Genomic DNA, 15,230 nt, shown 5'->3' with positions numbered 1-15,230 from the left:
CAGTGCCCCGCGGGCCCGGATGCCGCAGGTGGTCAGGATCTTAGAGTGCCCGCCACCCGGCTACTACCCTTAACCGTGCCGGTCGGGTAAAACGGGCGGTGGAGCTTCCGATGTGGAACTCTGTCACAGGGTCTTCACGCATCCGGGAGGTGTCATGCCCACTCAGACGGCCGATGCCGTTGAGCCGGCGCTCGCAGCAGGCGGCCTGGCGGTCACGGTCCACGGCACCGCCGGAGTGGTCGACATCGTCGTTCCCTCCGATGCGCACGCCTCGGACCTGGCACGGGAGTACGCGACGGCCGTCGGTCTGCCCGCGGCCCCGGTGCTGCGGGACCGTCGTGGCGAGGTGATCCAACCGGACGCATCGCTCGCCTCGCGCGGCATCACCTCGGGCGCCCTGCTCGCCGCCGACTCGCCGCCGACGCAGGCCTACGCGCGGCGCGAGGTCGTCGAGACGGCCGCCGCGGTCCAGGCGGGCAGCTTCTCGTTCTACTGGGTCGGTCTGGCCACCCTCCTGGCGGTCGCCGCGGCCGGGTTCGGTGCCCAGGCCGACGGCTGGCAGCGACTGGCCATCGCCGGTCTGCTCGCGCTGGGAGCGTTGATCGGCATCATCCCCGCCGGGCCGTACGCAGCGCGCCGAGCGATCGCCGCCCCGGCCTTCGCCGCCGGCGCCGCCTTCGTCATCACCGTCGACCCGGTGCCCGAGACGCTGCCGATGGCGGTCGGAGTGGCCGGGTTGAGTGCCGCGGTCGTCGCGACGATCTCGCGGTCCCTCGTCGACACCGTCGACGAGGGTCTGAAGATCTGGACCACGACCGGCGTCATCGTCTTCGTCGTGACCGCGCTGTGCGCCCTGCTCGGCACCTCGCCGCAGGTGCCGTGGTCGATCCTGTTCGCCGCGGCCGCGCTGGCGGCGCGGATCGTCCCGTCGTACGCCGTCGACGTCCCGGACTCCTATCTCCTCGATGTCTCCAAGCTCTCCGTGACCGCTTGGTCGGCACGGGCCAGGACGACCTCCGGCAAGGCGACTGTCCCGATCGACGAGGTCACCGAGGTGGCCGAGCGCGGCGCCCGCACGCTGGCCGCGGCCTCCTGGGCAGTCCTCGCCGTGGTCGCGGTGAGTGGACCGGGGCTGGTGGCGACGGCGACGGACGACCTGGATCGGGTCGGTGGCTGGCTGATCCTGCTGGCCGGTGCCTTCGTGATCCTGCTCGCGGCGCGCAGCTATCGCTACTGGCTGCCTCGTGGCGTACTCCGGGTTGCCGGGATTATTGCGCTGGCGGTCGGGGTCCGTGCCTTCGTAGGCTGGGTCGACCCGGAGCTGGTCTCCTGGTTCGGTCTGGGAGTCGTGGTGATCGGGTTCGCCGTCATCATCGCGGCGATCGCGACCGGCCGGGGCTGGCGCTCGGCGAAATGGGCGTCTCGGGCCGACTGGGCTGAGTCGCTGTGCGGCGCCGCGGTCATCGCTTCGTTCGTGGTTTCCTCAGGCTTCTTCCGTCACCTGTGGGAATCGGGTTTCAACAGCTAGGCAGCAGGGCCGAAAAAGTTCAGAGATTTGTGTTTAGAACTCCGGAGACGGGGTAAGAACACATTGTCCGGACCTCGGGGGAGCCCATCGGGAGCCGGGCTCCAACAGGTATCAAACCTAGGAAAACCGGTTCCGCCGGTGGAAGGACAGCACCATGAGCAGTGAGATCAAGCAAGGCCAGGCGATCAACACCGCCGTCAACTTCATCAACGAGACCAAGGCCAAGCTGCAGAGTGTCAACAGCCGCACCGTCTCGGAGGCCCAGGCGGAGGGCGCTTCGGGCTGGAAGGGTGCCGGCGGCACCTCGTTCCAGCAGCTGATGAACACCTACAACGAGAAGTCGCGCGAGATCACCAACGCGCTCGACGAGCTCACCGCGGGTCTCGAGAACGCCCGCAAGGTCGGTAGCCAGGCCGACGAGGATGTTGCCGGGCAGTCCAGCTCCGTCACCTCCAGCATGGACAGCATCTCGTACAAGATGGGTGGCTGACCACCCGGTCAGGCCGCATTTTCAAGCAGAGGACTGGAAGGAACTGACATGGGTGAAGAGATTGTCGTAAACCACGGGAAGATGGGCTCCATCACCGACGTCCTGCTCAAGGGCGTGGCCGACATGGACCGCGAGCTCGACGAGCTCGAGCGTCACATCCTCGGTCTCCAGGAGAACTTCACCGGTGAGGCGGCCGACGCCTACAACCGGGCCCAGGCCAAGTGGAACCAGAGCATCCGCGAGCTCGGCATGGCGCTGGACCGCGGCAGCAAGTTCGTCAACGAGGCCAACGCCAACATGCACGACGCGGACCGTCGCGGTGCCGGCGGCTTCGGCGGCTGAGTTCTTCAGCACACAGGCAACACGGGGGGATCGGTGCGGGGCACCGGTCCCCTCGTCGCATGTTTTATGGCAAAGTCAGCGCTGATGTTCGCTGTCTGATTCAGCGAGCGCGAGGTAGGTCTAGCTCTCGGGACATTCGGTCGGTTCGTCCCGGGCACAGGCACGACGCGAGGAGTTCGTGAAATGACGCAGGCGCAGGTGGCGCCCACTGGGCTGGTCCGGGTCACGGTCGCCTCCGGCACACGTCGGATGGATCTGGTGCTGCCGGGCTCGGTGCCGGTGGCGGAGCTCGTGCCGGAGCTTGCGCGAAGCGTCGGGTTGCTCGACCCGCAGACGGCCTACGCCGGCTATCGCGTGGTGCTCGCCGACGGCCGCAAGCTCGCCGGTGACCTCGGTCTGATCCCGCAGGGCGTCGAGGACGGCGGCGTGCTCACCGTGAGCGCCGGGATCGACGACAAGCCGCCGCGGGTCTACGACGACGTGGTCGAGGCGATGACCGACGTCGTCGAGAGCGAGATGGCCCCCTGGAAGCCGGAAGCAGGCCGACGTACGTCGCTGCTGGCCGCCGCGCTGCTGCTGCTCCTCGGTGCCGGTGCGCTGTGGACGCAGGCACCGTCGATGCTCGCCGGCGTGGCAGCCGGGGTGATCGGCATGGTCCTCGCCGGAGGCGCGATCGTGCTCTCCCGGCTCGAGGCCGAGAACGACGCCGCGATCGCCGCGGTGTGGATCGGTGAGGTCTACGGCGCGGTCGCCGGCTTCCTGATCGGCTCGGCCTCGCTCGGCCCCGAGGGCGGCGTCGGGATGCCGCTGGCCTTCGCCGGCGCGGGCGCGATGCTCGCCGCCGGGATCGGCTTCCTCGGGCTCGGCGAGGCCCGGATGCTGGCGATGCCGGGCGCCCTCGTGGGTGGCGTCTTCCTGGTGGCCGGGATGCTGCTGAGCATGACCGGCTGGAAGGCCGGTGTGGTGCTCGGGATCGTGCTGGTCGTCGTCGTCCTGGCCGGCAGCTTCTTCCCGTGGCTCGCGCTGAGCACGACCAAGACCGACGTTCCGCAGCTCTACTCCGACGAGGACATCAACCTCGACCCCGACGAGATCCGCCAGGACCAGGTCCGGGTCGACGCCAAGGTCGCCCACGAGATCCTGGTCGCGATCTCGCTCTCCGTCGGCGTCCTGGTCGTGCTGACCGCGCCGTTCGTGGTGCGGCTCGGGCTCTTCGGCACGCTGCTGGCTCTGGCCGCGTGTGTCGTGCTGATGCTGCGTACGCGGCAGTACCGGACGGGTTCGGAGGTGCTCGTCGGCCTGGTCTCCGGGATCGCCGGCCTGCTCGCGATCGGTGCCGCGCTGCTGGTCTACCACGAGTCGTGGCGGCCGACGACGGCCGTCGTGCTGGCAGCCGCGGGTGGCGTACTCCTGGTGCTGACGCTGGTCCCCGACGTCGGGTCGATCCGGCGCGGCCGGCTGGCCGACGTCGCCGAGACGATCTGCCTGCTCGCGATGCTGCCGCTGATGGTGCTCGCCTCGGGCCTCTTCGGCGCCGCGGTGGCTGGTTTCTGATGGCCAGCAAGAAGGACCTCGTAGAGGCGCATGCCTTCAGCCGTCGCCGACTGGTCTCCGCGTTCCTCTCCGGTGCCCCCGGTGGGCGCGAGGTGGAGCCGGCCCGGCCGGGTCGTTCGGTCTTCGGTGGCCTCGTGCTGGCGGTGCTGCTCATCGCCGGCGGCGCGGTCGCCCACTTCCTCGCTCCCCGGCCTGCCACGGGCTGGGCAGACCAGCCCGGCCTGATCGTGACCAAGGGCGGGGCGCGGTACGTCGTCACCGGCCCCGAGAAGGGCAGGGAGCTGTACCCGGTCGTTAACCTGGCCAGCGCCCAGCTCATCCTCGGGCTCGACCTGGAGAAGCAGTCCAAGGTCATCGACCAGGACGAGATCGACAAGGAGTTCCCGAAGCAGACGATCGGCATCTCCGGTCCCAGGGTTCCCGAGGAGCTGCCGCTGACGTCCGACTTCATCAACACCGGCTGGACCGCGTGCACCGCCAACGGCGCGGGCACGCAGCTGAACATCTCCGCGAAGCCGGACGTGAAGGCTGCCACGGACACCGGTTTCATGGTGCAGACCGAAGAGGGCAACTACCTCATCGCGGAGTCTCGGACGGATGAGGGTTACACCCAGGCCTACAGCTACAAGATCAAGGGCGATCAGGAGACCTACGCCGATCGAGTCTTCGACGATTCCCCGCCGACGCTCAAAGTCCCGCAGGCGTGGGTCAACCTCTTCCCTGCGGGCTCCCCGCTCGAGGCGGAGGCGTTCGGGAGCGCCTACTCGAAGTTCGGCCAAGCGGTGGCCGGCGAGGACTATCCGATCGGGACGAGGGGCATCTTCGACACCAAGAGCTACCTGCTGATGGAGAGCGGCTGGATCCGGATCAGCGACTTCACTGCTGAGGTGTACGACACGGCCCTGCAGGCAGCGGGCAAGTCGGTCAGCCTCCAATCGCTGGACAGCGGTCCGCAGATCAATGGCGAGGAGCCGGAGACTTCCTGGCCGGCAGAGACCCTCAAGCCCGGGACCGGCAGTGTCTGCGCCAAGCTCGAGACCGAGGACAAGACGACGGTGCGACTCGGCGTCCAGCCGGGCGAGGATGCCTGGCCGGCGTCGGAGCCTCCCGCGGCCAGCGACTTCACCTCGGCCCGGGTCGATCCCGGCAAGGGCGCCTTTGTCTACGCCGCCAACGGCGAGGAACTTCAGAAGCAGAGTGCGACGCCGTACCTGATCGACGCCCGGGGCACGGTCAACACCCTCGACGGTCCGGTCACGGTCGCGCGGCTCGGCCTGACAACCGACTCCGGCCCGATCGTTCCCGGAACCTGGCTGCGACTGCTGCCTGGTGGGGCCGCGCTCTCGACCGAGCTCGCGCTCTGCCCGCCCAACACGGGAGACGTGCAGGAGAGCCAGTGCGTGGCGACCGAGTGACGCTGCTGCGTAGCGGCATCGCGCTCGCTGCGGTCCTGGGCGGGCTGACCCTGCTCGGCAACCCGAGCCCTGCCTACGCAGCAGAGGAACGGCCGGTCTGTAAGGCGTACGAGAAGAACACCGGTGGTGGCGCGCCGCAGAAGCCGGAGACCCAGACCGCGCCGGTGCCGGAGACGGTGGCCCCGTTCGCGATCATGCGGATCGCCGAGGCGCAGAAGGTGAGCAAGCAAGGCCAAGGGATCCGGGTCGCGGTGGTCGACTCCGGTTACAGCCGCAGCGCGCAGGACTATCACGGCACCGTCGCAGCCGGGCTGATCTCCCAGATCGCGCCCAAGGCGAAGCTCAGCGACCACCCGGTTCTCAAGGTCGGTCAGGAGAAGTCCACGGTCGACGCCAAGCAGATGGTCGCCGAGCTCAACTCGCTTGCCAAGGGCAACACGAAGGGGCTGATCGTCGACATTGGTCTGCCCGCGGCGCAGGTCGCGTCGGGTCTCGACACGGCGGTCGACACGCTCATCAAGAAGGGGGCCATCGTGGTGACGGCCGCGGACTGGTCCGGCATCATCACGGACACGGATCGGGACGTCGCCGCCAAGGTCTTCCCCAACGCCAACGACTCGGTGGTGACGGTGAGTGCGTCTGGCACGTCGGCCTCGGACCCCGACTTCACCGTGCTGCCCAACTCCAACACCGACGTCGTCGCACCAACGTACGGAGCCCCGTCGACGACGCTCTTCGGCCAGCCCTGCTGGGTGGACACGATCTCGACGTCCTTCGCCTCCGCCGAGGTCTCGGCGGTGCTCGCCCTGATCTGGTCGACCAATCGAGGCTGGACCGCCGACCAGGTCATCGACCGTCTCTACAGCACCACGTCGGGCCGCGAAGGCCAGGGCGGCCGCTTCTGGGGTGCCGGCGTGGTGAATGCGTACGACGCCCTCACCCGCCCCGCCGTCGAGGAGGCCGCCGAGCCCCCGGAGGTCGAGCAGGCACCGATGGCCCGGGAGAAGGTCGACCCGCTGGCCACCGTCCGTGAGAACGCCATCTGGTGGGCGATCGGTGGCGGCGGCGCGCTCGGGCTCGCGCTGGTCCTGCGACCGTTGTTCTCGCGGCGCAAGGGCTCGATGTAGCTCTCAGGTTGCGCTGTCGAAGGCCTCGCGCGCGGCTTCGACCTCGGGCAGGGTCGTGGTCGTCCAGTGGTAGAGCCGGTCGATGAGGTCCTGCAGGGTGCTGCCCAGCGGGGTGATGCGGTATTCCACCGCGACCGGACGGGTGCTCAGCACGATCCGGGCGACCATGCCGTTGCGCTCCAGGCGGCGCAGCGCGGTGGTGAGCGACTTCTGGGTCACCGCCGGGATCGCCTGACGCAGCTCGTTGAACCGTCGCGGCCGCTCGCACAGTGTGTCGAGCACCTGCAGCGACCACTTGTCGAGGAGTTGGTCGAGGAGCTCGCGGTGCTCCTGGGTGAGTCGCAGCGGCTCGGGGACGGTATCGGCCATGACACCTAGTCTCGTTGAAGTGTCCTCTAGATACCAAGTACACATGAGAAACCTTAACGATTGGAAGGAATCTCATCGTGCCCGTCGATCTGCTCACCCCCGAAGGCATGTTCCAGCCCGTGCCCTATCACCACGTCTCCGTCGCCACCGGCAGCCGCCACGTCCACGTCGCCGGACAGATCGCCCGGGACGAGCTCGGTCGCGGTGTGGCGCCGGGCGACCTCGCCGGCCAGCTCGCCCACGCGCTCCGCAGCACCGCCCGTGGCCTGGCCGGCGCCGGTGCCACCTTCGCCGACGTCGTACGCCTCCGGTTCTTCGTCACTGGCTGGACCCCGGACAAGTACGACGCGTTCGTCGCTGGTCTCGAGGGCGTCGTCGACGAGCTCGGCATCCCGCAACCCCTGCCGCCGCTGTCCGCCATCGGCGTGGACTACCTCTTCGAGCCTGACGTGCTCGTCGAGGTCGAGGCGTACGCCATCCTGGACTGAGTCGCTCGGACCGAGGTTGCGGAAATGAAGAACGCCGATCCGGAGCTTGCGCTGTCCGGATCGGCGTTCTTGCAGGTGAACCAAGGTTTCCTGCTGGCGGATCTGGGGGGATTCGAACCCCCGAGGGCGTTAACCCAACACGGATTCCAGCCGTGCGCCATAGGCCACTAGGCGACAGATCCGTGAGGGATCCTACGCGGCTCCGTGAGCATGGGGGAAATCGGCGGGTGTGCTTTGGGATCGGCGAGGGGACTCGTCTAGACTCTCTGACAACCCCCCATGTGGTGACATCTTGTCGAACCTCCCCAGGGCCGGAAGGCAGCAAGGATAAGCGAGCTCTGTTGGGTACGTGGGGGGCCTTTTCTTTTCTCCTTTGTCAGCCGCGAACCGCCTCCTGGTCTCGGGTGATCCCATGGATGATCGAGATCCACGTGACGCACGCGATCACGATCGCGACGGCGGAGACCGCGTGAAGGATGCTGACCAGCGCACCGTCAGTGCCGAAGACTCTCATCGTGATCTGTGGCGTCAAGCTCGCGATCAACCATGCTGCCCACCAGACGGTCGGACTCGGCCGGGCTTCGCCCTTCGCGGTCGCGCGGCGTACGTCATCGACGATCTGGAAGGGAAACCAGAGCGAGACGATCGGCACCCACCACCCGAGCCATGTCCACGCTCGGCTGCGCCGCATGTGGAACGCCGGATCGACCAGCGTCGCGAAGTCGTAGCTTCGCAGCAGCCACAGGGTGCCCACCAGGTACACAGCGATGAAGATCCCGTTGACAGCCAACGAGCTCAGCGTGAGTACGTCCAAAGCCCACGCCGCGGGGGCGGGAACCGCGAGGATCGCGACGCTGACGACGTACAGGACCGTGAGAGCGAGGGCCAGAAAGATCGCGGACTTCGCCAGACCACGTGGAACTGCCGGCAGTTGCTGGGGGACAGGCTGGTTCTGCAACGTCGACAACGCGTCGTCGGGGTTGATCATCGAGCGTCCTTTGAGAATTTCTTCTGACGCCTGGAACGACGCCCGGTGCGAATGCTGGTCCGTCGGTGGGGGATTGCGCAGGCGAATCGTTCGGAACGACCCGCTTTGGGGGGTTCGTCCGCGGCCGAGCCGCCCGGCGGCTACCGACTGTCGGTGCGGGTCGTTAGGGTTCATGGGGTGGACGCACCGCTAGCTCTCTACCGCCGCTACCGGCCGGAGACGTTTGCCGAGGTCATCGGCCAAGATCACGTCACCGGCCCGCTGCGCAATGCGCTGGCGGGCAATCGGGTCAACCATGCGTACCTCTTCTCCGGGCCACGTGGCTGCGGCAAGACGACCTCGGCGCGGATCCTGGCGCGGGCGCTGAACTGCGAGAAGGCGCCGATCGCGGATCCGTGCGGGGAGTGCGAGTCGTGCCGGGACCTGGCGCGCGGCGGGCCGGGCAGCATCGACGTGATCGAGATCGACGCGGCGTCGCACGGTGGTGTGGACGATGCCCGTGATCTGCGGGAGAAGGCGTTCTTCGCGCCGGTGAAGAGCCGCTACAAGGTCTACATCATCGACGAGGCGCACATGGTCTCGACGCAGGGATTCAACGCGCTGCTCAAGCTCGTCGAGGAGCCGCCGGAGCATCTGCGGTTCATCTTTGCGACGACCGAGCCGGAGAAGGTCATCCCGACGATCCGGTCGCGCACCCACCACTATCCGTTCCGGCTCTTCCCGCCGAAGCTGGTCTCCGACTACATCTCGACGCTGTGCGAGAAGGAGGGCATCGACGTCGCGCCGGCCGCGCTGCCGCTGGTCGCGCGCGCCGGTGCCGGGTCGATGCGCGACAGCCTCTCGGTGATGGACCAGCTGCTCGGTGGCGCGGGGCCTGAGGGAGTGACGTACGAGCTGGCCGCCGGGCTGCTCGGCTACACCCCCGACGCGCTGCTGGACGAGGTCGTCGACGCCTTCGCGGCCCACGACGGCGCCGCGGTCTTCGGCGTGATCGACAAGATCATCGAGACCGGCCAGGACCCGCGGCGCTTCACCGAGGACCTGCTGCGACGGCTGCGTGACCTGGTCATCGTCAAGGCGGTCCCGGACGCACCCGCGACCGGGCTCATCGACGTCTCCCAGGACGGCGGCGAGCGGCTGGTCGCCCAGGCCGGACGCTTCGGGCCACACGATCTCTCGCGAGCCGCCGATGCGGTCGCGACCGGTCTGACCGAGATGCGCGGCGCCACCGCGCCCCGGCTTCTGCTCGAGCTGATCTGTGCCCGGGTGCTGCTGCCGGCGGCCGACGGTGCCGACGGTCTCGCGGCCCGGCTGGACCGTCTGGAGAGGCGGATCGAGATCAGCGGTACGCCGACGGTGGCCGCTCCTCCGGCGGCGGCCGCCCCTGCCCAGGACCGGCCGGTGCTCAAGCCTTCCGTCGGTGCGCCGGGGCACGAGACGGTCGCCCCCGCGTCACCTCAGCCCGAACCCGTCCAGGCGTACGCCCCCACCCCCGAGCTGGCCCGCGAACCGGCCTCAGAACCGACCCGCGAGCCCGCTCCGGCCGCGGAGATGCCACCCCAGCAGACGCCGGCCGCTCCGGAGCCGCCGAGCCAGCCTCAGCCGCAACCTCAGGCTCAGTCGCCGGGCGGTATGGGCAACGTGGACGTCCGCCGCCTGTGGGACGACGTGATCGCCCAGACCAAGGGCCTGCGCCGGGCAACCTGGTCGCTGGTCGGCCAGAACGCCCAGGTGGTCGACTTCCGCGACGGCGTGCTCACCCTCGGGTTCGCCTCGCCGGGGCTCCGCGACCGGTTCGCGACCGGTGGACACGAGCCGATCCTCGGGCAGGCGCTGGTCAACGTGATCGGCATCCAGCCGAAGATCGAGGCGATCGTCGCGGGCGGAGGCCAAGGGGCCCCGCAGCGGCAGGCCTCGCCGCCGCCGCAGCCGAGCGCGCCCCAGGAGCCCACCCAGCCGCAGCAGCCGCCGGAGCCATCCTGGAACGAGCAAGCGCCACCGCCCGACTGGGCCGCCGAGCCGCCGCCCCCCGACCAACCACCGGCTCCGCCGGAGCCGCCCGCGACGTCCGGGACGCAGCCAGCCGACCCAGGAGCGATCGCGCTGGCTCGGGAGGCGATCCGGCCGACGCGGGACGCGGACTACGAGCGTCCGGTCGACGACTCCGTGGCCCGTTTGGCGGAGGCGGACGCCGCGGTCAACCCCGACGACCAGGCGTACGACGGGCCGGCCGCGATGGGTGCTGAAGCCCTGCTCGCTCAGGAGCTGGGTGCAACGATGATCGAAGAGATTCCTCACAACTAGGACGGCACAGATGACGAACCCACTCGAAGGCCTCGGCGGCGAGGGCGGCTTCGACCTCAACTCGATCATGCAGCAGGCCCAGGCGCTGCAGAGCCAGATCGTCGACGCCCAGGAGAAGCTCGCCGAGACGATCGTCGACGGCACCGTCGCCGGGGGTGCGGTGACGGTCAAGCTCACCGGCACCGGCGAGCTGGTCGGCGTGGAGATCAAGCAGGGCGAGTTCGACGGCAACGACCCCGACGACCTCGAGGACCTCGGCGCCGTGATCGTCGCTGCCTACCGCGAGGCGAAGGGCAAGGCCGACGCCCTCGCCGGTGAGGCGATGGGCCCGCTCGCGGGCGGCCTCGGTGGTGCCCCCGGCGGCGGCGAGCCGCCGTTCAAGCTCGGGTTCTGAGATAAGCACAGCTAGAGACAGGCGATAACCAAGTTGTACGAGGGTGTGGTCCAAGACCTCATCGACGAGCTGGGACGGCTGCCGGGCGTAGGTCCGAAGAGTGCCCAGCGGATCGCGTTCCATCTGCTCCAGGCTGATCCCGCCGACGTACATCGGCTGGCCTCGATCCTCAACGAGGTCAAGGCGAAGGTGAAGTTCTGCTCCGTCTGCTTCAACGTCTCCGAGGAGGAGACCTGCCGGATCTGTCGCGACCCACGTCGCGAGCAGTCGGTGCTGTGCGTGGTCGAGGAATACAAGGACGTCGTCGCGATCGAGCGCACCCGCGAGTTCCGCGGGCGCTATCACGTGCTCGGCGGCGCGATCAGCCCGATCGACGGGATCGGTCCCGACCAGCTGCGCATCCGTGAGCTCGTCCAGCGGCTCAACGACCCCGGGATCACCGAGGTGATCCTCGCCACGGACCCCAACCTCGAGGGCGAGGCGACGGCGACCTATCTGACCCGTCAGCTGAGCCCGCTCGGACTGAAGGTCACCCGTCTGGCCAGCGGTCTCCCTGTCGGCGGCGATCTGGAGTACGCCGACGAGGTCACCCTCGGCCGCGCGTTCGCCGGACGCCGGGCGGCTGAGTAGTCCCTAAGAGCCGAGTCTTTACCCTCGTCAGACCGCGACTTCGGCGGTAGCCTGACGATTCAAGGGACCTCGGGAAGGGGGCCGTCATGACGAACGACTTGACCGGCAAGGACTTCGCCACCAGCATCGCCGACTCGGTGGAGAGCTTCCTGCTCTCGGTGCGCGCGATCGCTGCGGACGGCGACGGTGGCAGCGCTGTCCCGATGCTGCTGCTGGAGGTGAGCCAGATCCTGCTGGCGGGCGCGCGACTGGGCGCCCAGCAGGACTTCGAGCCTCGGGAGGAGTTCCAGCCCGACGTGGGCATGGAGGCCGACGTCGACGAGCTCCGGATGGGGCTCGCCGAGATGTTCGGGGACATCGACACCTACAGCTTCGTCTTCGATCCCTACACCCCGGACGTGGTCGACAGCCAGATCTCCGACGACGTCGCCAGCCTGGTGACCGATCTGGAGTACGGCCTGCGTCACTACCGTCTCGGCGACGTCGACGAGGCGCTGTGGTGGTGGCAGTTCAGCTACGTCAACAACTGGGGCAACCTGGCCGGTGCCGTGCTCAACGCGCTGCTCACCGTGGTCGCTCACGACCGCCTCGACTCCGAGCCGTTCACCGGTGAGGACGAGGACCTGGCTGCCGCTGATGAGATGCTGGAGAAGACGGCCGCATCGGCAACGTAGACTTTCCCGCCGTGGGAATCGTCGTTCAGAAGTACGGTGGCAGCTCGGTCGCGGACGCTGCAGGCATCAAGCGCGTCGCTCAGCGAGTGGTCGCGACCAAAGAGCAGGGCCACGACGTGGTCGTGGCCGTCTCCGCCATGGGCGACACCACCGATGAGCTGATCGACCTGGCCAACAAGGTCTCGCCGGACGCGACCGCGCACGCGCGTGAGTTCGACATGCTGCTCACCTCCGGCGAGCGGCAGTCGATGGCGCTGCTCGCGATGGCGATCAACGACGTTGCGAACGAGCGCGGGCTGGCGTACGAGGCTCGGTCGTTCACCGGGTCGCAGGCCGGTCTGATCACCGATGCGCAGCACGGGCGCGCCAAGATCCTCAGCATCACCCCGGAGCGGATCCAGGCGGCGCTCGGCGACGGTGCGATCGCGATCGTGGCCGGGTTCCAGGGCGTCTCCAGGGACACCAAGGACATCACCACGCTGGGTCGTGGCGGCACCGACACCACCGCGGTCGCGCTGGCGGTCGCGCTGAACGCGGACGTCTGCGAGATCTACACCGACGTCGACGGCGTCTTCACCGCCGACCCGCGGATCGTCCCGACCGCACGCAAGCTGAGCTCGGTCGCCTTCGAGGAGATGCTCGAGCTGGCGGCCTCCGGGGCGAAGGTGCTTCACCTGCGCTCAGTGGAGTTCGCCCGCCGCCACAGCCTCCCGATCCACGTACGCTCCTCCTTCTCCACCCTCACCGGCACCGTGGTCAAGGGCAGCATCGACGCGGTCTCGCCGACCGTCGAAGAGCCTGGAGACGGCGTCGGGATGGAGGCGCCGATCGTCGCCGCCATCGCCTCCGACCGCAGCCAGGCCAAGATCACCGTCGTCAACGCGCCCGACAAGATCGGCGCGGCCGCGAAGGTCTTCGAGATCATCGCCGGCGTCGGAATCAACGTCGACATGGTGGTTCAGGACGCGTCACCGTCCGGCACGGAGCGTACGGACATCACCTTCACCCTCCCGCGCGACGACGTCGAGCGGGCCGTGAAGGCGCTGGAACCGGCGCAGGCCGAGCTCGGCTTCGAGCGGGTCAGCAGCGAGCCGCTGATGGGCAAGGTCTCGTTGATCGGTGCCGGACTGCGCACCCAGCCGAAGAAGATCGCCGACTTCTTCTCCGCGATCGCCCAGGCCGGGGTCAACATCCAGATGATCTCCACCTCCGAGGTGCGGGTCTCGGTCGTCGTCGCCGACGACGAGGTCGACCGGGCGGCGCAGGCCGCGGCCGAGAAGTTCAGCGACGTGGACGTCGAGAAGGTCTCCTACGGGGCCGAGCCCAACGGCGACGTCCCGGAGATCGTCGGCATCGCCCACGACCGCAGCGAAGCCAAGATCACCCTGGTCGGCGTCATCGACGAGCCGGGCGAGGCGGCCCGCGTCTTCGACACCCTCGCCGATGCCGGCATCCACATCGACATGATCGTCCAGAACGTGTCGGCCGAGGAGACGCGGCGCACCGACATCTCCTTCACCCTGCCGCGCAGCGACGTCAAGCTCGCGCGCGCGGCCCTCGGCGACATCCAGAGCGAGATCGGCTTCGCCGACCCGATCGCCGACGAGCAGATCGGCAAGCTCTCGATCGTCGGTGCCGGGATGCGTACGCATCCGGGGATCACCTCGCGATTCTTCGCCGCGCTCGCCGCCGAGGGGGTCTTCATCCGGATGGTGTCGACCTCGGAGATCAGGGTCTCGGTGCTCGTCAGCGCCGACGACCTCGACCGCGCCGTGCGCGCCACACACAGAGCATTCGGCCTCGACAGCGACGTAGAGGCCATCGTCTACGGAGGGACCGGCCGATGAGCATCAACTTGGGAATCGTGGGAGCGACCGGACAGGTGGGCGTCGCCGTACGCCAGATCCTGCTCGAGCGTGGCTTCCCGCTCGGCGAGGTCCGTTTCTTCGCCTCGGCGCGCTCGGCCGGCAAGACCATCGAGTTCGGTGACCGTTCGGTCGTCGTCGAGGACGCCGCGGTTGCGGACCCGGCCGGCCTCGACATCGCGATCTTCTCCGCCGGTGGCGCCACCTCGAAGGCGCTTGCGCCGAAGTTCGCCGAGGCCGGCGTGATCGTCATCGACAACTCCTCGGCCTGGCGCAAGGACCCGTCGATCCCGCTGGTCGTCTCCGAGGTCAACCCCTCGGCGATGGACGGTGTCATCGAGGCCCGCCAGGGCATCATCGCCAACCCCAACTGCACCACGATGGCCGCGATGCCGGCCCTCAAGGCGCTCCACGACGAAGCCGGCCTCGAGCGGCTCGTCGTCTCGACCTACCAGGCGGTCTCGGGCTCCGGCGTCGCCGGCGTCGAGGAGCTGGTCAGCGAGGTCGCGGCTGCCGGCGACAAGGCCCGCGAGCTCGCCTACGACGGGTCCGCGATCGCGTTCCCGGAGCCGGACAAGTACGTCGAGACGATCGCCTACAACGTCCTTCCCTACGCCGGTTCGCTGGTCGAGGACGGGCTCAACGAGACCGACGAGGAGCAGAAGCTCCGCAACGAGTCCCGCAAGATCCTCTCGCTGCCCGACCTGCGGGTCTCCGGCATCTGCGTCCGCGTCCCGGTCGTCACCGGTCACTCGCTCGCGGTCAACGCCGAGTTCTCCTCGCCCCTGACCCCTGAGCGCGCCACCGCGATCCTCTCGAACGCCCCGGGCGTCGAGCTCCGCGACGTACCCACGCCTCTGTACGCCGCAGGCAAGGACCCCTCCTACGTCGGCCGCATCCGTCAGGACGAGGGTGTTCCCGACAACCGCGGCCTCGCGCTGTTCATCTCCAACGACAACCTCCGTAAGGGCGCCGCGCTCAACACCGTCCAGCTCGCCGAGCTGGTAGCCGCCGCCCTCTGACGAGACGTCACCTACGTCGGCCGAGACGGCACCTTGGTGC

15 protein-coding genes, 1 tRNA gene, 1 other RNA gene and 1 pseudogene are annotated in these 15,230 nt (G+C 68.7%); 15 read left to right on the top strand and 3 right to left on the bottom strand.

Going from position 1 to position 15,230, the window contains the following annotated elements; translation table 11 throughout:
* Positions 1–154: 154 nt before the first annotated feature.
* The 6 genes from ACFU7D_RS09135 (at position 155) to ACFU7D_RS09110 (ending at position 6,456) form a co-directional block, all read left to right on the top strand.
* On the top strand, positions 155–1,528 hold the full coding sequence (locus ACFU7D_RS09135) for a hypothetical protein (protein WP_378866002.1): 1,374 nt from the start codon (positions 155–157) through the stop codon (positions 1,526–1,528).
* A gap of 154 nt (positions 1,529–1,682) precedes the next feature.
* A complete protein-coding gene (locus tag ACFU7D_RS09130) occupies positions 1,683–2,018 on the top strand; it encodes a WXG100 family type VII secretion target (protein WP_091043262.1) in 336 nt (111 codons plus the stop codon).
* A gap of 48 nt (positions 2,019–2,066) precedes the next feature.
* On the top strand, positions 2,067–2,360 hold the full coding sequence (locus ACFU7D_RS09125) for a WXG100 family type VII secretion target (protein WP_091043260.1): 294 nt from the start codon (positions 2,067–2,069) through the stop codon (positions 2,358–2,360).
* Positions 2,361–2,543: 183 nt separating this feature from the next.
* Positions 2,544–3,914 (top strand): type VII secretion integral membrane protein EccD, encoded by a 1,371-nt coding sequence (eccD, locus tag ACFU7D_RS09120; RefSeq protein ID WP_378865999.1) that lies wholly within the window; start codon positions 2,544–2,546, stop codon positions 3,912–3,914.
* On the top strand, positions 3,914–5,329 hold the full coding sequence (locus ACFU7D_RS09115) for a type VII secretion protein EccB (RefSeq protein WP_378865996.1): 1,416 nt from the start codon (positions 3,914–3,916) through the stop codon (positions 5,327–5,329). Before eccD ends, ACFU7D_RS09115 begins: the two co-directional genes overlap by 1 nt.
* The gene (locus ACFU7D_RS09110; RefSeq protein ID WP_378865993.1) at positions 5,311–6,456 is read left to right on the top strand and encodes a S8/S53 family peptidase; all 1,146 of its coding nucleotides are present in this window, start codon (positions 5,311–5,313) and stop codon (positions 6,454–6,456) included. Before ACFU7D_RS09115 ends, ACFU7D_RS09110 begins: the two co-directional genes overlap by 19 nt.
* Before the next feature lie 3 nt (positions 6,457–6,459).
* Here the strand turns inward: ACFU7D_RS09110 and ACFU7D_RS09105 are convergent, their stop codons facing one another.
* The gene (locus ACFU7D_RS09105; protein ID WP_378725420.1) at positions 6,460–6,825 is read right to left on the bottom strand and encodes a winged helix-turn-helix transcriptional regulator; all 366 of its coding nucleotides are present in this window, start codon (positions 6,823–6,825) and stop codon (positions 6,460–6,462) included.
* Positions 6,826–6,902: 77 nt separating this feature from the next.
* Between ACFU7D_RS09105 and ACFU7D_RS09100 the strand changes: the two genes are divergently transcribed.
* Positions 6,903–7,313 carry a RidA family protein gene (locus tag ACFU7D_RS09100; RefSeq protein ID WP_378865990.1) on the top strand — a complete coding sequence of 137 codons (411 nt, stop codon included), beginning with the start codon at positions 6,903–6,905 and terminating at the stop codon, positions 7,311–7,313.
* A gap of 94 nt (positions 7,314–7,407) precedes the next feature.
* On the opposite strand, the gene ACFU7D_RS09095 is transcribed toward ACFU7D_RS09100, so the two are convergent.
* Positions 7,408–7,495 (bottom strand) — tRNA-Ser (locus ACFU7D_RS09095).
* Positions 7,496–7,584: 89 nt separating this feature from the next.
* Here ACFU7D_RS09095 and ffs point away from each other — a divergent pair.
* Positions 7,585–7,675, top strand: an RNA gene (gene ffs, locus ACFU7D_RS09090) — signal recognition particle sRNA small type.
* 14 nt (positions 7,676–7,689) lie between these two features.
* Here the strand turns inward: ffs and ACFU7D_RS09085 are convergent.
* Positions 7,690–8,301 carry a DUF4328 domain-containing protein gene (locus tag ACFU7D_RS09085; RefSeq protein WP_378865987.1) on the bottom strand — a complete coding sequence of 204 codons (612 nt, stop codon included), beginning with the start codon at positions 8,299–8,301 and terminating at the stop codon, positions 7,690–7,692.
* 177 nt (positions 8,302–8,478) lie between these two features.
* On the opposite strand from ACFU7D_RS09085, the gene ACFU7D_RS09080 reads away from it, so the two are divergent.
* From ACFU7D_RS09080 to ACFU7D_RS09050, 7 genes and pseudogenes are all read left to right on the top strand, one after another.
* On the top strand, positions 8,479–10,605 hold the full coding sequence (locus tag ACFU7D_RS09080) for a DNA polymerase III subunit gamma and tau (RefSeq protein ID WP_378865984.1): 2,127 nt from the start codon (positions 8,479–8,481) through the stop codon (positions 10,603–10,605).
* A 10-nt stretch (positions 10,606–10,615) separates the two neighbouring features.
* On the top strand, positions 10,616–10,999 hold the full coding sequence (locus ACFU7D_RS09075) for a YbaB/EbfC family nucleoid-associated protein (protein WP_378725414.1): 384 nt from the start codon (positions 10,616–10,618) through the stop codon (positions 10,997–10,999).
* Positions 11,000–11,032: 33 nt separating this feature from the next.
* Positions 11,033–11,629 (top strand): recombination mediator RecR, encoded by a 597-nt coding sequence (gene recR, locus ACFU7D_RS09070; protein ID WP_008356228.1) that lies wholly within the window; start codon positions 11,033–11,035, stop codon positions 11,627–11,629.
* A gap of 86 nt (positions 11,630–11,715) precedes the next feature.
* Positions 11,716–12,303: a DUF5063 domain-containing protein gene (locus ACFU7D_RS09065; protein ID WP_378725412.1), complete on the top strand. Its 588-nt coding sequence runs from the start codon at positions 11,716–11,718 to the stop codon at positions 12,301–12,303.
* A gap of 11 nt (positions 12,304–12,314) precedes the next feature.
* A pseudogene (locus tag ACFU7D_RS09060) lies at positions 12,315–13,616 on the top strand (aspartate kinase); the annotation flags it as partial.
* The gene (locus tag ACFU7D_RS09055) at positions 13,593–14,150 is read left to right on the top strand and encodes an ACT domain-containing protein (protein ID WP_371113327.1); all 558 of its coding nucleotides are present in this window, start codon (positions 13,593–13,595) and stop codon (positions 14,148–14,150) included. The pseudogene ACFU7D_RS09060 and the gene ACFU7D_RS09055, both read left to right, overlap by 24 nt.
* Positions 14,147–15,190 (top strand): aspartate-semialdehyde dehydrogenase, encoded by a 1,044-nt coding sequence (locus tag ACFU7D_RS09050; RefSeq protein ID WP_378865981.1) that lies wholly within the window; start codon positions 14,147–14,149, stop codon positions 15,188–15,190. The genes ACFU7D_RS09055 and ACFU7D_RS09050 overlap by 4 nt, the downstream gene beginning before the upstream one ends.
* Positions 15,191–15,230: the final 40 nt, after the last annotated feature.

The sequence above is a fragment of the Nocardioides sp. NPDC057577 genome (assembly GCF_042801335.1).
GTDB lineage: Bacteria > Actinomycetota > Actinomycetes > Propionibacteriales > Nocardioidaceae > Nocardioides.
The sequence above is the reverse complement of the archived record's forward strand: the minus strand, read 5'-3'. Positions and strand labels throughout refer to the sequence as shown.